General features: G+C 71.4%; 15 protein-coding genes. 8 read left to right on the forward strand and 7 right to left on the reverse strand.

What is annotated here, in order from left to right; genetic code table 11:
* Positions 1 to 3: 3 nt before the first annotated feature.
* The 3 genes from ACFYZE_RS23780 to ACFYZE_RS23790 are packed head-to-tail and all read right to left on the reverse strand — an operon-like array spanning position 4 to position 2,414.
* Entirely contained in the window at positions 4 to 939 is a 936-nt protein-coding gene (locus ACFYZE_RS23780) for a DMT family transporter (protein WP_388997496.1), read from the reverse strand.
* Positions 940 to 999: 60 nt separating this feature from the next.
* On the reverse strand, positions 1,000 to 1,716 hold the full coding sequence (locus tag ACFYZE_RS23785; RefSeq protein WP_388997499.1) for an ArsR/SmtB family transcription factor: 717 nt from the start codon (positions 1,714 to 1,716) through the stop codon (positions 1,000 to 1,002).
* A 56-nt stretch (positions 1,717 to 1,772) separates the two neighbouring features.
* The gene (locus tag ACFYZE_RS23790; RefSeq protein ID WP_388997502.1) at positions 1,773 to 2,414 is read right to left on the reverse strand and encodes a TetR/AcrR family transcriptional regulator; all 642 of its coding nucleotides are present in this window, start codon (positions 2,412 to 2,414) and stop codon (positions 1,773 to 1,775) included.
* Between the two features lie 87 nt (positions 2,415 to 2,501).
* Here ACFYZE_RS23790 and ACFYZE_RS23795 point away from each other — a divergent pair, with 87 nt between their 5' ends.
* The 3 genes from ACFYZE_RS23795 (at position 2,502) to ACFYZE_RS23805 (ending at position 4,697) form a co-directional block, all read left to right on the forward strand.
* Positions 2,502 to 3,653, forward strand: coding sequence for an acyl-CoA dehydrogenase family protein (locus tag ACFYZE_RS23795; RefSeq protein ID WP_388997505.1), 1,152 nt, complete (start codon positions 2,502 to 2,504; stop codon positions 3,651 to 3,653).
* Positions 3,654 to 3,713: 60 nt separating this feature from the next.
* A complete protein-coding gene (locus tag ACFYZE_RS23800; RefSeq protein ID WP_200421396.1) occupies positions 3,714 to 4,001 on the forward strand; it encodes a YiaA/YiaB family inner membrane protein in 288 nt (95 codons plus the stop codon).
* Between the two features lie 69 nt (positions 4,002 to 4,070).
* Complete coding sequence (locus ACFYZE_RS23805; RefSeq protein WP_388997508.1) at positions 4,071 to 4,697, forward strand: TetR/AcrR family transcriptional regulator; 627 nt, start codon at positions 4,071 to 4,073, stop codon at positions 4,695 to 4,697.
* A gap of 21 nt (positions 4,698 to 4,718) precedes the next feature.
* Here ACFYZE_RS23805 and ACFYZE_RS23810 read toward each other — a convergent pair whose 3' ends face one another.
* Positions 4,719 to 5,180: a MaoC family dehydratase gene (locus ACFYZE_RS23810; protein WP_388997511.1), complete on the reverse strand. Its 462-nt coding sequence runs from the start codon at positions 5,178 to 5,180 to the stop codon at positions 4,719 to 4,721.
* Between the two features lie 115 nt (positions 5,181 to 5,295).
* On the opposite strand from ACFYZE_RS23810, the gene soxR reads away from it, so the two are divergent.
* Entirely contained in the window at positions 5,296 to 5,760 is a 465-nt protein-coding gene (gene soxR, locus ACFYZE_RS23815; RefSeq protein WP_388997514.1) for a redox-sensitive transcriptional activator SoxR, read from the forward strand.
* Positions 5,761 to 5,986: 226 nt separating this feature from the next.
* Here the strand turns inward: soxR and ACFYZE_RS23820 are convergent, their stop codons facing one another.
* The gene (locus tag ACFYZE_RS23820) at positions 5,987 to 6,589 is read right to left on the reverse strand and encodes a hypothetical protein (protein ID WP_388997517.1); all 603 of its coding nucleotides are present in this window, start codon (positions 6,587 to 6,589) and stop codon (positions 5,987 to 5,989) included.
* Between the two features lie 225 nt (positions 6,590 to 6,814).
* Here ACFYZE_RS23820 and ACFYZE_RS23825 point away from each other — a divergent pair, with 225 nt between their 5' ends.
* Positions 6,815 to 9,616 (forward strand): penicillin acylase family protein, encoded by a 2,802-nt coding sequence (locus ACFYZE_RS23825; protein WP_388997520.1) that lies wholly within the window; start codon positions 6,815 to 6,817, stop codon positions 9,614 to 9,616.
* Between the two features lie 26 nt (positions 9,617 to 9,642).
* Here ACFYZE_RS23825 and ACFYZE_RS23830 read toward each other — a convergent pair whose 3' ends face one another.
* Both ACFYZE_RS23830 and ACFYZE_RS23835 read right to left on the reverse strand, forming a co-directional pair.
* Complete coding sequence (locus tag ACFYZE_RS23830) at positions 9,643 to 10,986, reverse strand: serine-threonine protein kinase (RefSeq protein WP_388997523.1); 1,344 nt, start codon at positions 10,984 to 10,986, stop codon at positions 9,643 to 9,645.
* A gap of 88 nt (positions 10,987 to 11,074) precedes the next feature.
* Positions 11,075 to 12,307: an exo-beta-N-acetylmuramidase NamZ domain-containing protein gene (locus tag ACFYZE_RS23835; protein WP_388997526.1), complete on the reverse strand. Its 1,233-nt coding sequence runs from the start codon at positions 12,305 to 12,307 to the stop codon at positions 11,075 to 11,077.
* 149 nt (positions 12,308 to 12,456) lie between these two features.
* On the opposite strand from ACFYZE_RS23835, the gene ACFYZE_RS23840 reads away from it, so the two are divergent.
* Genes ACFYZE_RS23840 through ACFYZE_RS23850 form a run of 3 tightly spaced genes read left to right on the forward strand, consistent with a single transcriptional unit; the run spans position 12,457 to position 15,507 of the window.
* The gene (locus tag ACFYZE_RS23840; protein WP_388997529.1) at positions 12,457 to 13,221 is read left to right on the forward strand and encodes an SDR family oxidoreductase; all 765 of its coding nucleotides are present in this window, start codon (positions 12,457 to 12,459) and stop codon (positions 13,219 to 13,221) included.
* Positions 13,218 to 14,876 carry a class I adenylate-forming enzyme family protein gene (locus tag ACFYZE_RS23845; RefSeq protein WP_388997532.1) on the forward strand — a complete coding sequence of 553 codons (1,659 nt, stop codon included), beginning with the start codon at positions 13,218 to 13,220 and terminating at the stop codon, positions 14,874 to 14,876. The genes ACFYZE_RS23840 and ACFYZE_RS23845 overlap by 4 nt, the downstream gene beginning before the upstream one ends.
* 37 nt (positions 14,877 to 14,913) lie before the next feature.
* Positions 14,914 to 15,507 carry a TetR/AcrR family transcriptional regulator gene (locus ACFYZE_RS23850; RefSeq protein ID WP_388997535.1) on the forward strand — a complete coding sequence of 198 codons (594 nt, stop codon included), beginning with the start codon at positions 14,914 to 14,916 and terminating at the stop codon, positions 15,505 to 15,507.
* Positions 15,508 to 15,553: the final 46 nt, after the last annotated feature.

Below are 15,553 nucleotides of genomic sequence, written 5' to 3' on the forward strand. Positions count from 1 at the left end.
GCCCTAGGACTCGGCGGCCGGTACCTGCTCGGCCGTGGTGTGCGGTTGCGGGGCCGGAGGCGGCGTGCGGGGACGCGACCGCGACACCGCCACTCCGGCCAGGCACAGGGCACCACCCCCGAGCGTCACCGGCCCCGGCACCTCCTGGAGGAAGAGCCAGGACATCAGGACCACCAGCGCGGGCACCGCGTACGTCGTCGCCCCCATGCGGCTCGCGGTCGTACGGGCCAGGGCGTACGCCCAGGTGGTGAAGGCGAGCGCGGTCGGAAAGACACCCAGGTACACCATGTTGAGCGTGGCGGACACCGGCGCGCGGGCCGCGTCGTGCACCAGCTGTCCGGCGAACGGCAGACAGGCGACCGCGCCCACCAGACACCCGAACGTCGTCGCCTGCAGCGCGCTCGCCGCACCCAGTGCGGGTTTCTGCGCGACGACACCGGCCGCGTAGGCGCCCGCGGCGAGCAGGCACAGCACCACCCCGAGCACCGAGGAACCCCCGTCACCCGACATCGACAGGCCCACGGTCACGGCACCGGCGAACGACACCGCCATGCCCGCGAGCAGGCGCGGCGGCATGGCGTCCCCCAGCAGCCGCGCACTCAGCAGCGCGATCAGGATCGGCCCGATGTTCACCACCAGCGCGGCGGTCCCGGCATCGACCTGTTGCTCGCCCCAGTTGAGCACGACCATGTAGAAGCCGAACCACAGCAGGCCGGATATCGCGATTCCGCGCCACGCCGCACGCGGCGGCAACCCCTCCCGCCGCAGGAGGCAGATCACTCCCAGCGCCAGTGCCCCGGCCAGCAGCCGGCCGAGCGCCAGCGCGCCCGGCGCGTACGCGGCGCCCGCGCTGCGGATCGAGACGAAGGCGGAGGCCCACAGCAGCACGGTGACGGTGGCCGCGCCGGCGGCCAGACGGGAGGGGGAGGCGTTCATCATTCTCCAGAGGCTAGGAGGGCAGGGGGCGGGATGGCTGGCGGATTTCGGACGTGACGTGGCTCAGCGCAGCGCCACCACCTCGATCCCGAGCAGCCGCGACAGCGCGTGCTCGCCCTCGGCCGTGACCTTCACGGCACGCTCGGATCCGATGCGGACGCACCAACCCGTGTCCAGGGCGTGCCGGCACAGCGCGGCGCCCGCGACCCCCGCGAGATGGGGGCGACGCTCGGTCCAGTCGAGGCAGGCGCGGGCCAGCGGGCGGCGGCCTTTGCGGTCCAGGAGGATGCCGACGGTGTCGAACCAGGCCAGGCCCGCGTAGGTCAGCGCGAACCCGGCGTCCTGACGCAACAGCCCGCGCGCGGTCAACGCGTCGGTGACGGCGATGCCCAGCCGTCCGGCGAGGTGGTCGTAGCAGGTGCGGCCGCGGGCCATCGCGGACCCGGCGCTCGCCTCCCGAAGCGTGCGCGGACGCCCGCCCCCGGCATCCGGTGCCACCTGCGCGGCGAGGTCCTCGACGAGCTGGGCCACCCGCGCGTCGGCGAGCCGCACATACCGGTGCCGTCCCTGCCGTTCCTCGGCGAGCAGCCCGCCCGCGACGAGCTTGCCCAGGTGCTCGCTCAGCGTCGAGGCGGCGACCCCCGCGTGCCGAGCCAGCTCACCGGCGGTCCACGCCCGGCCGTCGAGCAGCGCCAGCAGACAGGCGGCCCGCGTCTCGTCGGCGATCAGCCCGGCGAGCCCCGCGAGCCCGGCCGCCGCACCGTCCTTCCTCCTCGTCATGCGCCCAGCATCGGCCACGGACGCTTCGGCGCCCACCGAAGGGTGCCCCGCCCGTCCTACAGGGGGCCCCTCACCTGCTCGTACTGCCGCTCCAGTCCGTCCAGCAGGGCCGCCAGCCCCGTCTCGAAGGCCCGTTCGTCGATCTTCTCCTGCTGCTCGGCGAGGAGGTGGGCCTGCCCGAGGTGGGGATAGTCGGCCGGGTCGTACGCCGTCGCGTCGTCGACGAAGCCGCCCGCGAACGAGCCGAGCGCCGAGCCCATCACGAAGTAGCGCATCAGCGCGCCGATGGAGGTGGCCTGCGCGGGCGGCCAGCCCGCCTCGACCATCGCCCCGTAGACCGCGTCCGCGAGGCGCAGCGCGGCCGGGCGCCGGCCGGGCCCGCGGGCCAGGACGGGCACGATGTTCGGGTGGTCACGCAGTGCGGCCCGGTAGGAGACCGCCCAGTCGTGCAGCGCGGTCCGCCAGGGCCGGCCGTCCGCGAACATCGACAGATCGACCTGCGCGCTCACCGAGTCGGCGACCGCCTCCAGGATCTCGTCCTTGGTGCGGAAGTGGTTGTACAGCGACGGGCCGCTGACCCCGAGTTCGGCGGCGAGCCGGCGCGTGGAGACGGCCGCGAGGCCTTCCGCGTCCACCAGCGCCCGCGCCGTGGCGACGATGCGGTCGGTGCTGAGGAGGGGCTTGCGCGGTCGGGCCATGGCGCACATAGTAGGGCTGCGCTGGAAAACTAGCAGCGCTAATTTAAATGTGCCGCATTCAATGATCTGCCCGAGGGGTGACGTGTCGTGAACCTGGAGCTGAGCGAGGAGCAGGTGGCCGTGCGACGGCTGGCCGAGGAGTTCGTGACCCGCGAGATCGCCCCGCACGCCGTCGCCTGGGACCGGGCCGAGGAAGTGGACCGCTCGATCGTCAAGAAGCTCGGCGAGGTCGGCTTCCTGGGGCTGACCATCGACGAGGAGTACGGCGGCTCGGGCGGCGACCACCTCGCGTACTGCCTGGTGACGGAGGAACTGGGCCGCGGCGACTCGTCCGTGCGCGGAATCGTGTCCGTCTCGCTCGGCCTGGTCGCCAAGACGATCGCCGCCTGGGGGAGCGAGGAGCAGAAGCGCCGCTGGCTGCCGGGGCTGACGTCCGGGGAGTACGTCGGCTGCTTCGGGCTCACCGAACCGGGCACCGGATCCGACGCGGGCAACCTCGCCACCAGGGCGGTACGCGACGGCGACCACTACGTGATCAACGGCACCAAGATGTTCATCACCAACGGCACCTGGGCCGACGTCGTACTCCTCTTCGCCCGCTCCACGGACGCCCCCGGCCACCGGGGCGTCTCCGCCTTCCTCGTCCCCGCCGACACCCCCGGCCTGACCCGCCGCGCCGTCCACGGCAAGCTCGGCCTGCGCGGCCAGGCGACCGCCGAACTGGTCCTCGAGGACGTCCGCGTACCCGCCTCCGCGATGCTGGCCCCGGAGGGCAAGGGGTTCTCCGTCGCCATGTCCGCGCTCGCCAAGGGCCGGATGTCGGTGGCGGCGGGCTGTGTCGGCATAGCCCGGGCCGCGCTGGAGGCGGCGGTGACGTACGCCGGTGAACGGGAGCAGTTCGGCAGGACGATCGCCCATCACCAGCTCGTCCAGGAACTCCTCAGCGACATCGCCGTCGACGTGGACGCCGCGCGGCTGCTGACCTGGCGTGTCGCCGACCTGATCGACCGCGGCCTGCCCTTCGCCGTCGAGTCCTCCAAGGCAAAGCTGTTCGCCTCCGAGGCCGCCGTCCGCGCCGCGAACAACGCCCTGCAGGTCTTCGGCGGCTACGGCTACATCGACGAGTACCCGGTGGGCAAACTGCTGCGCGACGCCCGGGTGATGACCCTCTACGAGGGCACGAGCCAGATCCAGAAACTGGTCATCGGGCGGGCGCTGACGGGGGTTTCGGCGTTCTGAGTACCGCTTTGAGTACGCGTGCGGATGTGCCGGCGCCGCCGTCCGCGGACCCTGGTGCACATGAGTGAGACTCCGGTCAGACAGCAGAACACGGCCGCCTTCTACGGGCAGGCCGTGGCGTCCTTCGCCATCGCCCTGGTGGCCACCGCCGTCGGTATCTTCCGGCTGCACGCCGACGCCTGGGTGCGGGCCTTCCTCGGGATCGCCGTCCTGTACCTGGTGACCTCCGCCTTCACCCTCGCCAAGGTGATCCGGGACCGCCAGGAGGCCGGGCAGATCGTCAGCCGGGTCGACCAGGCCAGGCTGGAGAAGCTGCTCGCCGAGCACGACCCCTTCGAGAAGCTCTGAGCGGGCACGCTAAGCGCCCGCTCACCTTCGGAGGTATGGTGTTCGTCCTGCCAGCGGAAGGGGCGAGCGATGAGTACGGCGGAGGAGACAGCCGGCGGCGAGGTCGAGCCGTGGGCCGAGGTGACCCCGGACGCGGCCCGGCGGCTGCTGGTCGCCGCGGTCGAGGCCTTCGCCGAGCGCGGCTACCACGCCACGACGACCCGTGACATCGCGGGACGCGCCGGTATGAGCCCGGCCGCGCTCTACATCCACTACAAGACCAAGGAAGAACTGCTTCACCGCATCAGCCGAATCGGCCACGACAAGGCCCTGGAGATCCTGCGCACGGCGGCCCGGCGCGAGGGCAGCGCGACCGAGCGGCTCGCCGACGCCGTGAGCTCCTTCGTCCGCTGGCACGCCGGGCGGCGCACCACCGCGCGGGTCGTGCAGTACGAACTGGACGCGCTCGGCCCGGACGCCCGCGCCGAGATCCTGGCCCTGCGCCGCCAGGTGGACGCCGAGGTGCGCGGGATCGTTGAGGACGGCGTGGCGGCGGGCGAGTTCGACGTGCTGGACGTGAAGGGGACGACGCTGGCCATCCTCTCCCTGTGCATCGACGTCGCCCGCTGGTTCAACGTCAACGGGTCCCGGACACCCGAGGAGGTCGGCACGCTCTACGCCGACCTCGTGCTGCGGATGGTGGGGGCGCGGAAGTAGGCGCCCCCACCCGGTCCGGGGTCAGAGGTAGTAGCGCGCGACCGACTCGGCGACGCACACCGGCTTGTCGCCGCCCTCGCGCTCCACGGTGAAGGCGACGGTCACCTGCATGCCGCCCTGCACCTCCTCGACTCCGGAGATCGTCGCGGTGGCGCGCACCCGGGAGCCGACCGGGACCGGGGCGGGGAAACGGACCTTGTTGGTGCCGTAGTTGACGCCCATCTTCACGCCCTCCACCTTGATCAGCTGCGGCCCGAACAGCGGGAGCAGCGACAGCGTGAGGTAGCCGTGCGCGATGGTGGTCCCGAACGGGCCCTGGGTCGCCTTCTCCGGATCCACATGGATCCACTGGTGGTCGCCGGTCGCCTCCGCGAACAGGTCGATCCGCTTCTGGTCGATCTCCAGCCAGTCGGTGTACCCCAGCTGCTCGCCCACCGCCGCCTTCAGCTCGTCGGCGGATGTGAAGGTCCTCGGCTCTGCCATGTTCCCGGCCTCTCGCGTCACGAAGTCACCATGTCTAAGCAACTGCTTAGCATGGTCGGGTGCGGCACCGGTGTCAACGGACGGCGCCCGTGCCGCCGTGGGTAGGCTCTGGAAGGTGCCCCAGATCCCGGAGAAGATCCACGAGCTGACCGTCGGCCAGTTGTCCGCCCGCAGCGGCGCCGCCGTCTCCACCCTGCACTTCTACGAGTCCAAGGGCCTGATCAGCAGTCGCCGCACCGCGGGCAACCAGCGCCGCTACTCCCGGGACGCACTGCGCAGGGTCGCCTTCGTACGAGCGGCCCAACGGGTGGGCATCCCGCTGGCCACGATCCGCGAGGCGCTGGCGCAGCTCCCCGAGGAGCGCACACCCACCCGCGAGGACTGGGCCCGCCTCTCTGCGGCCTGGCGCTCCGAACTGGACGAACGCATCAAGCAGCTGAGCCGCCTGCGCGACCACCTGACCGACTGCATCGGCTGCGGGTGCCTGTCCCTGGAGACGTGCGTACTGTCCAACCCGGACGATGTGTTCGGCGAACGGCAGTCAGGCTCCCGCCTGCTGGTGGAGCGCCGCAAGCGGTAGCCGCCTTGCGGGCACGTCATGCCTCCCCGGAGCCTTGACGGCCCGGGGCCGCCGGGGCGGCATGAGCGGGCGCTGGGGGTACTCCCCGCTCGAAGAGCTTGGGGGAGGCGCCCAGCAGGCGCCGGGCTGCGCACATCCCCGGCTCGCCTCTGTGCCCCTCCCGATGGGTCGAGAGCCCCTGACAACGGGGGTGCGGCATCCCCCGGCGCACCCCCACGATCCGGAACTAGGCCGACACGAGCAGCCGCGCGCGCCTGGTGCGTGCCAGGGTCCCGGGTGTCAGCACGTGAGACGGCACCAGGATGCCGCAGTCCGTGCAGACAGGGCCCGACGACGGCTCATGGGCCAGGTCGTATCTCCACGTGAGGCGCTCACCGGCGCACACCGGACACGATGAGCCCGGCTCGCGCTCCAGTGCGGCGATGAGCCGGCGCAGCACCTCCGCCAGCGGTTCATGAGGGTGGACCCGCGGGTCGTCGCACCACGCGACCCCGAAACCGCCCCACGTCAGCCGGTGCCAGTCGTCCACACTGCCCGGCCGGCGCAGCCCGTCGTGCTTCTCCTTCTTGCGGCGCTCCGTGAACTCGGCCTCGTAGGTGAGCCACACGGACCGCGCCTCCTCCAGTTCCTCCAGTGCGGCCACGAGCCGCGCCGGATCGGGGGAGCGGTCCTCGGGGCCGAACCCGGCCCGGGAGCACAGATGGTCCCAGGTCGCCCGATGCCCGTAGGGGGCGAACTTCTCAAGGCACTTGCGCAGTGAGTAGCGCCGTAGTGCCAGATCGCACCTCGGATCACGGACCTGTCTCGCCAGACTCCGGAAACCGGCCATCGCCCTGCACCTCCGTCACAACTGCACCTGTACTTCGGTCACTTCGGCGTCGTCCTGAGGACGTCGCCGAATAGACGTATCGACACGCGATTCGGCTCCATCGGATTTCCGATGACCTCCATAAGCACTTGCCGGACGGTTGAAAAACTGACGCATGTTCATCTTCAATCGCGGGGATACCGGCGGTAACGTCCGCCCGCCCATACCCCGTCGGGAGGAGCTGCCATGCCACGGCGCACCCCACGCACCGCCCTCGACAGACTGAGAACTCCTCGCAGAACCACCAAGTTCCTCAAGGCCGCATCGATATGCGTGCTCATCGCGGGGCTTTTGTCCCCGACCGCCGCGGCCACCGCCCAGACGGCCCCGGGCACCGCGGAGGCGGCCGCGTCGAACGACTACTGCGGCGGCCGGTGTTCGGACATCCTCCCGCCCGGCGAGAACGGCAACGCCACCCTCGCCCAGATCCTGCTCAACCAGGTCTTCGGTACCCAGCCCGACCACGCCGAGGACCAGCTCGGCCCCTACGCCAACCTGGCCACCGGCTACTCCACGCTCACCGACGCGAAGATCGACAACTTCTTCAACGACGCCTCGTTCGGCGTCCCGTCCGATCAGGTCGCCTCCACCGAGAAGCCCGCGGGTCGCGGCGACGTGACGATCGTCCGCGACAAGAAGACGGGCGTCCCGCACATCACCGGTACCACCAGGTACGGCACGGAGTTCGGCGCCGGGTATGCCGCGGCCGAGGACCGGCTGTGGCTGATGGACGTCTTCCGGCACGTGGGCCGCGGACAGCTCACCTCCTTCGCGGGCGGCGCCGCCGCCAACCAGGGCCTCGAACAGGAGTTCTGGCGCAATGCGCCCTACACCGAGGCGGACCTCCAGGCACAGATCGACAACGCGGTGGCCGCCGCCGGCGACCGCGGCAAGCAGGCCCTCGCCGACGTGGGCGCCTACCTGGCCGGTGTCAACGCCTACATCGACGCCTCCGACAGCGGCCGCTACTTCCCCGGCGAGTACGTCCTGACCGGTCACAAGGACTCCATCACCAACGCCGGCACGATCGACCACTTCAAGGTCACCGACCTGGTCGCGCTCGCGTCCGTCATCGGCGCGCTCTTCGGCTCCGGCGGGGGCGGCGAGGTCAACAACGCGATCTCCCTGCTGGCCGCCCAGTCCAAGTACGGCGTGGAGGAGGGCACCAGGGTCTGGGAGTCCTTCCGCGAGCGCAACGACCCCGAGGCCGTCCTCACCGTCCACGACGGCCAGAGCTTCCCGTACGCGGCCAAGCCGTCCAGCCCCCAGGGCGAGGCGCTGCCCGAGGCGGGCTCGGTGACCCAGGAACCGCTCGTCTACGACCGCACCGGCAGCGCGGCGACCTCGAGCGCGACCAGCGCGTCGAAGACCGCGGCCACCACCGCCCTGACCTCCGCCAAGCGCGGCATGTCCAACGCCCTGGTGGTGAGCGGCAAGTACACCGCGAGCGGCCACCCCATCGCCGTCTTCGGCCCGCAGACCGGCTACTTCGCGCCGCAGCTGCTGATGCTGCAGGAGATCCAGGGGCCCGGCATCAGCGCCCGCGGCGCCTCCTTCGCGGGCCTGAGCATGTACGTCGAACTGGGCCGCGGCCAGGACTACTCGTGGAGCGCCACCACCTCCGGCCAGGACATCATCGACACCTTCGCGGTCGAGCTGTGCCAGGACGACTACCACTACCTGTACCACGGCACCTGCACCGCCATGGACAAGGTCGAGCAGAAGAACTCCTGGTCACCCACGACCGCCGACTCGACCCCGGCCGGCTCCTACACCATGCGCGTGTGGCGTACGAAGTACGGGCCCGTGGAGTACCGCGCCACGGTCGGCGGCAAGAAGGTCGCCTACACCACCCTGCGCTCGTCCTATCTGCACGAGGCCGACTCGATCATCGGCTTCCAGATGCTGAACGACCCCGGCTACGTCAAGGGCCCGAAGGACTTCCAGAGCGCGGTCCAGCACATCAACTACACCTTCAACTGGTTCTACGCCGACTCCCAGCACACCGCGTACTACAACAGCGGCGACAACCCGGTGCGGGCGAGCGGTGTCGACGCCGAGTTCCCCGTATGGGCGCAGGCGGCGTACGAGTGGCGCAACTGGGACCCGGCGACCAACACGGCCGACTACACCGCGCCGTCCCAGCATCCCAACTCCATCGACCAGGACTACTACATCTCCTGGAACAACAAGCAGGCCAAGGACTACACGGCCGCTCCCTGGGGCGAGGGCTCGGTCCACCGCGGCAACCTGCTGGAAGACCGGGTGAGGAAGCTGGTCGCGGCCGGCGGGGTGACCCGGTCGTCGCTGGTGAAGGCCATGGCCGACGCCGCCCTCGCCGACCTGCGCGCCGAGGACGTGCTGCCGAAGCTGCTGAAGGTCGTGAACAGCTCGACGGTGACCGACACGACGGCCGCGGCGGCAGTGGGCAAGCTGCAGGCGTGGGTGTCGGCGGGCGCCCGGCGCACGGAGACCTCGGCCGGCTCGAAGACGTACGCCGACGCCGATGCCATCCGCATCCTGGACGCCTGGTGGCCGCTGCTGGTGAAGGCCGAGTTCCAACCGGGCCTCGGCAGCGACCTGTACACCGCCTTCGGCGCCAACCTGCCGATCGACGAGTCCCCGTCGGCCGCGCACGGCCCGACCGGCTCGCACGCCGGAAGCTCCTTCCAGTACGGCTGGTGGAGCTATGTCGACAAGGACATCCGGGCGGTCCTCGGGGAGCCGGTGCAGGGCCCGCTCGCGCAGAAGTACTGCGGCGGCGGCAGCCTGGGCGCCTGCCGCGACATCCTGATCAGCACGCTGAAGCAGGCGGCGGGCATGACCGCGTCCCAGGTCTACCCGGGCGACGACCAGTGCTCGGCCGGTGACCAGTGGTGCGCCGACTCGATCGTCCAGCGCACCCTGGGCGGCATCAAGCACGGCAGGATCAGCTGGCAGAACCGGCCGACGTTCCAGCAGGCGGTGGAGTACACCTCACACCGGTAGGCCGGGAGGCGACGTGCGGCGGCGGGTCAGCTCACCCGGCCCGCCGCCAGTACCACCCGGGCCAGCTCCGGATGCACGATGTCGCTGTGCGCGCCCGACGGCGGACCGCCTTGGCAGACCACTGCGCAGGCGTCGACGTTGACGCAGCCGGACGTCGGCAGTCCGCCGCCGAGCGCGTCGGCGAGCGTCATGCTTCGCGTACCGTCCACCGCCTGGATCCCGTCGTGCCCCATCGCCCCCCACCGGGGGCCGAGGAGCCGGCCGATGTCGAAGTCCGCCGCGAAGTCCCCGGTCAGCGACCGGTCGTCGTCCGCCATCCGGGACGCCAGCGGGTAGAGCGTGCCGAGCGCCGAGTCGAAGTGGGAGTAGCAGCACACCAGGGGGCCGTCGACCCGGTTCTGCCGCCCGTCCAGCACACCGCTGGTATGCGGGTCCTCCGGCAGCCGGGCCGCGAACGCGTAGTGCGAGAAGGCGCCCTGCAGCAACGTCACCGACTTCACCGTGCGCACCCCCTCCGGCAGCCCGCGCAGCGCGAACGACACCAGCCGCCCGCCGAAACTGTGCCCGACCAGGTGCACCCGCACCCCCGGCGCCGCCTGCGCCAGCTGCCCGATCACCTGCCCGAGCCCCCGCTCGCCGACCGTCCCCGCGCGCCGCTTCATCGCGTAGTACGTGGCCTGTCTGAGCAACTCGCGCGCTCCGTCCCACACCCCCTTCGGAGTGAACGAGAACCCCTCCGGCGACTCCCCGCCGGCCGACTGGACCTGCTCCAGCGCCCGCGCGAAGCTCCGGCACACCTCGGTCGTGTCCCCGGTCAGCATTCCGGGCTCGTCCTCGGGCGCCCCCTGGGTCAGGGTGTCCGCGGCGAACGCGACCTGCGGCTCCTGTGGCCGCACCTCCACCAGCAGCCGTACCAGCCGCCCGAACTCCTCCAGCGAGGCACCGTCGTCCGGGTGCCGCTCCAGCAGCCGTGAGAGCTGCTCCACCACGGTCGCACGGCCGGGGAACACCTCGAGCAGCGCTTGGCGGCTGTCCTTGTCCAGCAGCGGAGCCGTCGGCGCCTCGGCCGCGACCGACGGCGGGAAATGGGGGATCGGCTCGTCCGCGAACATCATCGACGGCCAGATCACTCCCACGTACCCGAGGCGGGCCCTGGGCGCGATCAAGGGCATCGGCGCGAAGAAGCTGCTGTAGAGCCGGGTGGCGCCGGAGCGCTGGTTGTTCCAGCCGTGCGCGAAGACCAGCAGGTCGCGCACTCCACGCCGTGTCACCTCGGCCGTCAGTCGGTCCCGCTCCGGCCCGTCGACGTCGCCGTCCGCGTCGAAGGTCAGCTCCCAGTAGGGACTCACGCTCACTGCCGGTATCGCCATGACGGGCCCCCTTGCCCCGAGGTCGAGTGCGCTGCGCGCGGTGCGCGTATCGTCCTGCGGGCGGACACGGTTGGCCATACGTCACGGCTCATCCGTACAGCAGGTACTCCCTGCGGATCCGCCGAAAGGCGGCCAGCTCGTCCTGCCACGCCGCCGTCACCTCGTCGGCCGTGGCGCCGGCGTCGATCATCGTGCGCACCCGCGCGGAGCCCGTGAGCTTGTCGATCCAGTCGTCGGAGCGCCAGGCGAAACCGCTCCACACCTTCTTCGCGGTCACGAGCAGCGCGATCCCGGTGCGGACGGGGTCGTAGGCGGCCCGGTCGTGCACATGGATCTGCACTCCACCGATCGTCTTCCCCTGGAACTTGGAGAAGGTGGGCGCGAAGTACGCCTCCCTGAAGTGCACGCCCGGCAGCCCCAGCCGCTCCGCTTCGGCTGCCCACCGGCCGTCGACGCCCTCCGCGCCGAGGAGTTCGAAGGGGCGGGTGGTGCCGCGTCCCTCGGACAGGTTCGTGCCCTCGAACAGGCACGTCCCCGAGTAGACCAGCGCGGTGTCGGGTGTCGGCATGTTGGGGCTCGGCGGCACCCAGGGCAGGCCGGAGGCGTCGTAGAAGTCGGACCGCCTCCAGCCGGTCATCAGGACGGTGTCGAGCGGAACGGGCGCGGCCAGGAACTCCCCGTTGAACAGCCGCGCCAGCTCCGCGACCGTCATCCCGTGCGCCTGTGCGATCGGCTGTCGGCCGACGAAGGTCGCGAACTCCCTGTGCAGGACCGGGCCGAGGGCGGCGCGTCCGGTCACCGGGTTCGGCCGGTCCAGGATCATGAACCGCTTGCCCGCGAGCGCGGCGGCCTCCATGCAGTCGTAAAGCGTCCAGATGTAGGTGTAGAAGCGGGCGCCCACGTCCTGGATGTCGAAGACGACGGTGTCCACACCGGACGCGGTGAAGATGTCGGCGAGCGGCCGGCCGCTCTTCAGGTACGTGTCGTATACGGGAAGCCCGGTCGCCGGGTCGTCGTGGCGGCCCTCCGATCCGCCGGCCTGGGCGGTGCCGCGGAAGCCGTGCTCGGGACCGAAGACCGCGACCAGGTTCACCCGGGGGTCGGCGTGCATCACGTCCACGATGTGACGCACGTCCCTCGTCACGCCCGTGGGATTGGTCACGATGCCGACCCGGTGGCCCGCCAGCGGCGCGTAACCGTCCGCAGCCAGCCGTTCGAAACCTGTGCGCAGCCGCCTGCCGCCGCCGGGCCCGGACGCTGCGGGGAACGGCACGGTCGCCGCCGTGGTGGCGGCGAGCAGCCCTCGTCTGGACAGCCTCATGCGATGACCTCCCTGCTCGATGGAACTGTCATGCCCGCGTAATGGCCGATGAAGCAGCCTCTTCCCTCGTTACATACCGACTGGTTAGTCTGGCCGCCGTACAGAGCCGACGGCAGCAGAGCCGGTGCGTGTCGCGTCGAAGGAGACCGATGGTGGAAGCCGTGCAGGATGCGGGAGTGGTCGTCACCGGGGCGGGAGGCGGCATCGGGGCCGCGCTGGCCCGCCGCTTCGCCGCCGAGGGGGCCCGGGTCGTCGTCAACGACCTGGACGCCGGGAGGGCGAAGGCCGTGGCCGACGAGATCGGCGGCATCGCCGTCCCGGGCGACGCCTCCGCGATCGTCTCCGAGGCGCGGGACGCCCTCGGCGGCACGATCGACGTCTACTGCGCCAACGCGGGCCTCGCCTCCGGCGGCACCGAGGCCGCCGACGAGGACGTCTGGGCGCGGGCCTGGGACGTGAACGTGATGGCGCACGTCCGCGCGGCCCGGGAACTCCTGCCCGCCTGGCTGGAGCGCGGCGCGGGCCGCTTCGTCTCCACGGTCTCCGCCGCCGGACTGCTCACCATGATCGGCGCCGCCCCCTACAGCGTCACCAAGCACGGCGCGTACGCCTTCGCCGAGTGGCTGTCCCTGACGTACCGCCATCGCGGCCTGAAGGTCCACGCGATCTGCCCCCAGGGCGTCCGCACCGACATGCTGACCGCCTCCGGCACCGCCGGGGAACTGGTGCTGGCACCGACCGCGATCGACCCCGAGGACGTCGCCGACGCCCTGTTCAAGGGGATCGAGGAGGACCGGTTCCTGATCCTGCCGCACCCCGAGGCCGCCGCGTACTACCAGGCGCGCGCCACCGACCCGGACCGCTGGCTGACGAGCATGAACCACATCCAGCAGAAGTGGGAGGCCGGCCGGTGACCGCCTCCCGCTACGCCGCCAAGCCCTGGCTCGCCCTTCTGAACGACGCGCAGCGCGCCCCGGTCAGCCCCGCCGACTCGCTCCCGCAGGCCCTGCGCGAGGTGCCCGCGGACCGCACCGCCCTGGCCTACTTCGACGGCCGGATCAGCTACGCGGAACTGGACGCACTGACCGACTCCGTCGCCGGGTTCCTCGCCTCGCGCGGTCTGGAGCGCGGCGACCGGGTCGCGATCCTGCTGCAGAACTCCCCGCACTTCGTGCTGGCCCTGCTCGGTGCCTGGAAGGCCGGCGCCACCGTCGTTCCCGTCAACCCGATGTACAAGTCGGGCGAGGTCACGCACGTCCTGAAGGACGCCGAAGTGACCGCCCTGGTGTGCTCCGACCGCGCCTGGGAGTCGTATCTGCGGGACACGGCCGCCGCGTCGCCCGTGCGGATCGTGCTGACCGCCTGCGAACGGGACCTCCAGACCCGGGACGACGCGCGTGTGCTCACCTTCGAGCGGCTGGAGCAGGCCGCCGACGCCGACGACCTGGTCACCGTCGCCCGGCAGGGCCACAAGGCGCCCGAGGGCCGCGACGTGGGCCCCTCCGACATCGCCCTGATCAGCTACACCTCGGGTACGAGCGGCACCCCCAAGGGCGCCACCAACACGCACGGCAACATCATGTACAACGCCGAGCGGCAGCGCACGGGCCTCGGCCTGCCCGAGGCGCCCGTCTACTTCGCGCTGGCACCGCTCTTCCACATCACCGGGATGGTGTGCGAGCTGGTGGCCTGTCTCACCAGCGGCGGCACGCTCGTCCTCGCCTACCGGTTCGAGCCGGGCGTCGTCCTCGACGCGTTCGCCGAGCACCGCCCGCACTACACCGTCGGCCCCTCCACCGCCTTCATGGCGCTCGCCGCCCACCCGTCCGTCACCCCGGACCACTTCTCCTCCTTCCGGGTCATCTCCTCCGGTGGCGCGCCGCTGCCGCCCGCCCTGGTGGAGAAGTTCCGGGCCGGCTTCGGGCCGTACATCCGCAACGGCTACGGCCTGACCGAGTGCACCGCACCCTGCGCCTCCGTCCCGCCCGGTCAGGAGGCCCCCGTGGACCCGGTCTCCGGGACTCTGGCGGTCGGCCTGCCCGGGCCGGACACGGTCGTCCGCATCGTCGACGAGCGGGGCGAGGAGGTGCCGTTCGGCGAACAGGGCGAGATCGTCGTCCGCGGCCCCCAGGTCGTGCCCGGCTACTGGCGGCGCCCCGAGGCCACCGCCGAGACCTTCCCCGACGGCGAGCTGCGGACCGGCGACATCGGGTTCATGGACGAGCGCGGCTGGCTGTACGTCGTGGACCGCAAGAAGGACATGATCAACGCGTCCGGCTTCAAGGTGTGGCCGCGCGAGGTCGAGGACGTCCTCTACACCCACCCGGCGGTGCGCGAGGCGGCCGTCGTGGGGGTGCCGGACGGGTACCGGGGCGAGACCGTCAAGGCGTACATCAGCCTGCGCCCGGGCGCGGAGACGGACCCCGACGCGCTCGCGGCGTACTGCAAGGAGAGACTGGCCGCCTACAAGTACCCGCGCCAGGTGGAGATCCTGCCCGAGCTGCCGAAGACGGCGAGTGGCAAGATCCTGCGTCGGGAACTGCGTTCCCGGACCCAGACGAGCCAGTAGAGATCGCCGGTACATCACGGAAAGGCAGGTGGCGGCAGTGCCCAGAACGACGGACGGGGACGGGACGCCGGTCCCGCAGCGGCTCCTGGCCGCCGCCACACGGCTCTTCGCCGAGCAGGGCTACGACCGCACGTCCGTGCAGGAGATCGTCGAGGCGGCCGGCGTCACCAAGGGCGCGCTCTACCACTACTTCGGCTCCAAGGACGATCTGCTGCACGAGGTGTACGCGCGCGTGCTGCGTGTCCAGCAGGAGCGGCTCGACGCCTTCGCGGACGCCGACGAGCCGGTGGACAAGCGCCTGAGGGACGCTGCGGCCGACGTCGTCGTCACGACGATCGAGAACCTCGACGACGCGATGATCTTCTTCCGGTCCATGCACCACCTCAGCCCGGAGAAGAACAAGCAGGTACGCGCGGAGCGGCGCCGCTACCACGAGCGGTTCCGTGCGCTGATCGAAGAGGGCCAGAAGGAGGGCGTCTTCTCCACCGCCACCCCGGCCGACCTGGTCGTCGACTACCACTTCGGCTCGGTGCACCACCTGTCGACCTGGTACCGCCCCGACGGCCCGCTCAGCCCCCGGGAGGTCGCGGACCACCTGGCGGACCTGCTGCTGAGGGCGCTGCGGCCGTAGCCGTAGCCGATCGACGCACATGGGTGAGGGGCGGACGCCGCGGCGT

The sequence above is a fragment of the Streptomyces sp. NPDC001796 genome (assembly GCF_042892355.1).
Taxonomy (GTDB): domain Bacteria; phylum Actinomycetota; class Actinomycetes; order Streptomycetales; family Streptomycetaceae; genus Streptomyces.

Excerpts from the sequence above, each read along its gene's own strand:
- ACFYZE_RS23825 (WP_388997520.1), top strand. The coding sequence starts at position 6,815 with ATGCCACGGCGCACCCCACGCACCGCCCTCGACAGACTGAGAACTCCT.
- ACFYZE_RS23800 (WP_200421396.1), top strand. The coding sequence starts at position 3,714 with ATGAGTGAGACTCCGGTCAGACAGCAGAACACGGCCGCCTTCTACGGG.
- ACFYZE_RS23785 (WP_388997499.1), bottom strand. The coding sequence starts at position 1,716 with ATGACGAGGAGGAAGGACGGTGCGGCGGCCGGGCTCGCGGGGCTCGCC.
- ACFYZE_RS23805 (WP_388997508.1), top strand. The coding sequence starts at position 4,071 with ATGAGTACGGCGGAGGAGACAGCCGGCGGCGAGGTCGAGCCGTGGGCC.
- ACFYZE_RS23835 (WP_388997526.1), bottom strand. The coding sequence starts at position 12,307 with ATGAGGCTGTCCAGACGAGGGCTGCTCGCCGCCACCACGGCGGCGACC.
- ACFYZE_RS23820 (WP_388997517.1), bottom strand. The coding sequence starts at position 6,589 with ATGGCCGGTTTCCGGAGTCTGGCGAGACAGGTCCGTGATCCGAGGTGC.
- ACFYZE_RS23830 (WP_388997523.1), bottom strand. The coding sequence starts at position 10,986 with ATGGCGATACCGGCAGTGAGCGTGAGTCCCTACTGGGAGCTGACCTTC.
- ACFYZE_RS23840 (WP_388997529.1), top strand. The coding sequence starts at position 12,457 with ATGGTGGAAGCCGTGCAGGATGCGGGAGTGGTCGTCACCGGGGCGGGA.
- ACFYZE_RS23810 (WP_388997511.1), bottom strand. The coding sequence starts at position 5,180 with ATGGCAGAGCCGAGGACCTTCACATCCGCCGACGAGCTGAAGGCGGCG.
- ACFYZE_RS23780 (WP_388997496.1), bottom strand. The coding sequence starts at position 939 with ATGATGAACGCCTCCCCCTCCCGTCTGGCCGCCGGCGCGGCCACCGTC.
- ACFYZE_RS23790 (WP_388997502.1), bottom strand. The coding sequence starts at position 2,414 with ATGGCCCGACCGCGCAAGCCCCTCCTCAGCACCGACCGCATCGTCGCC.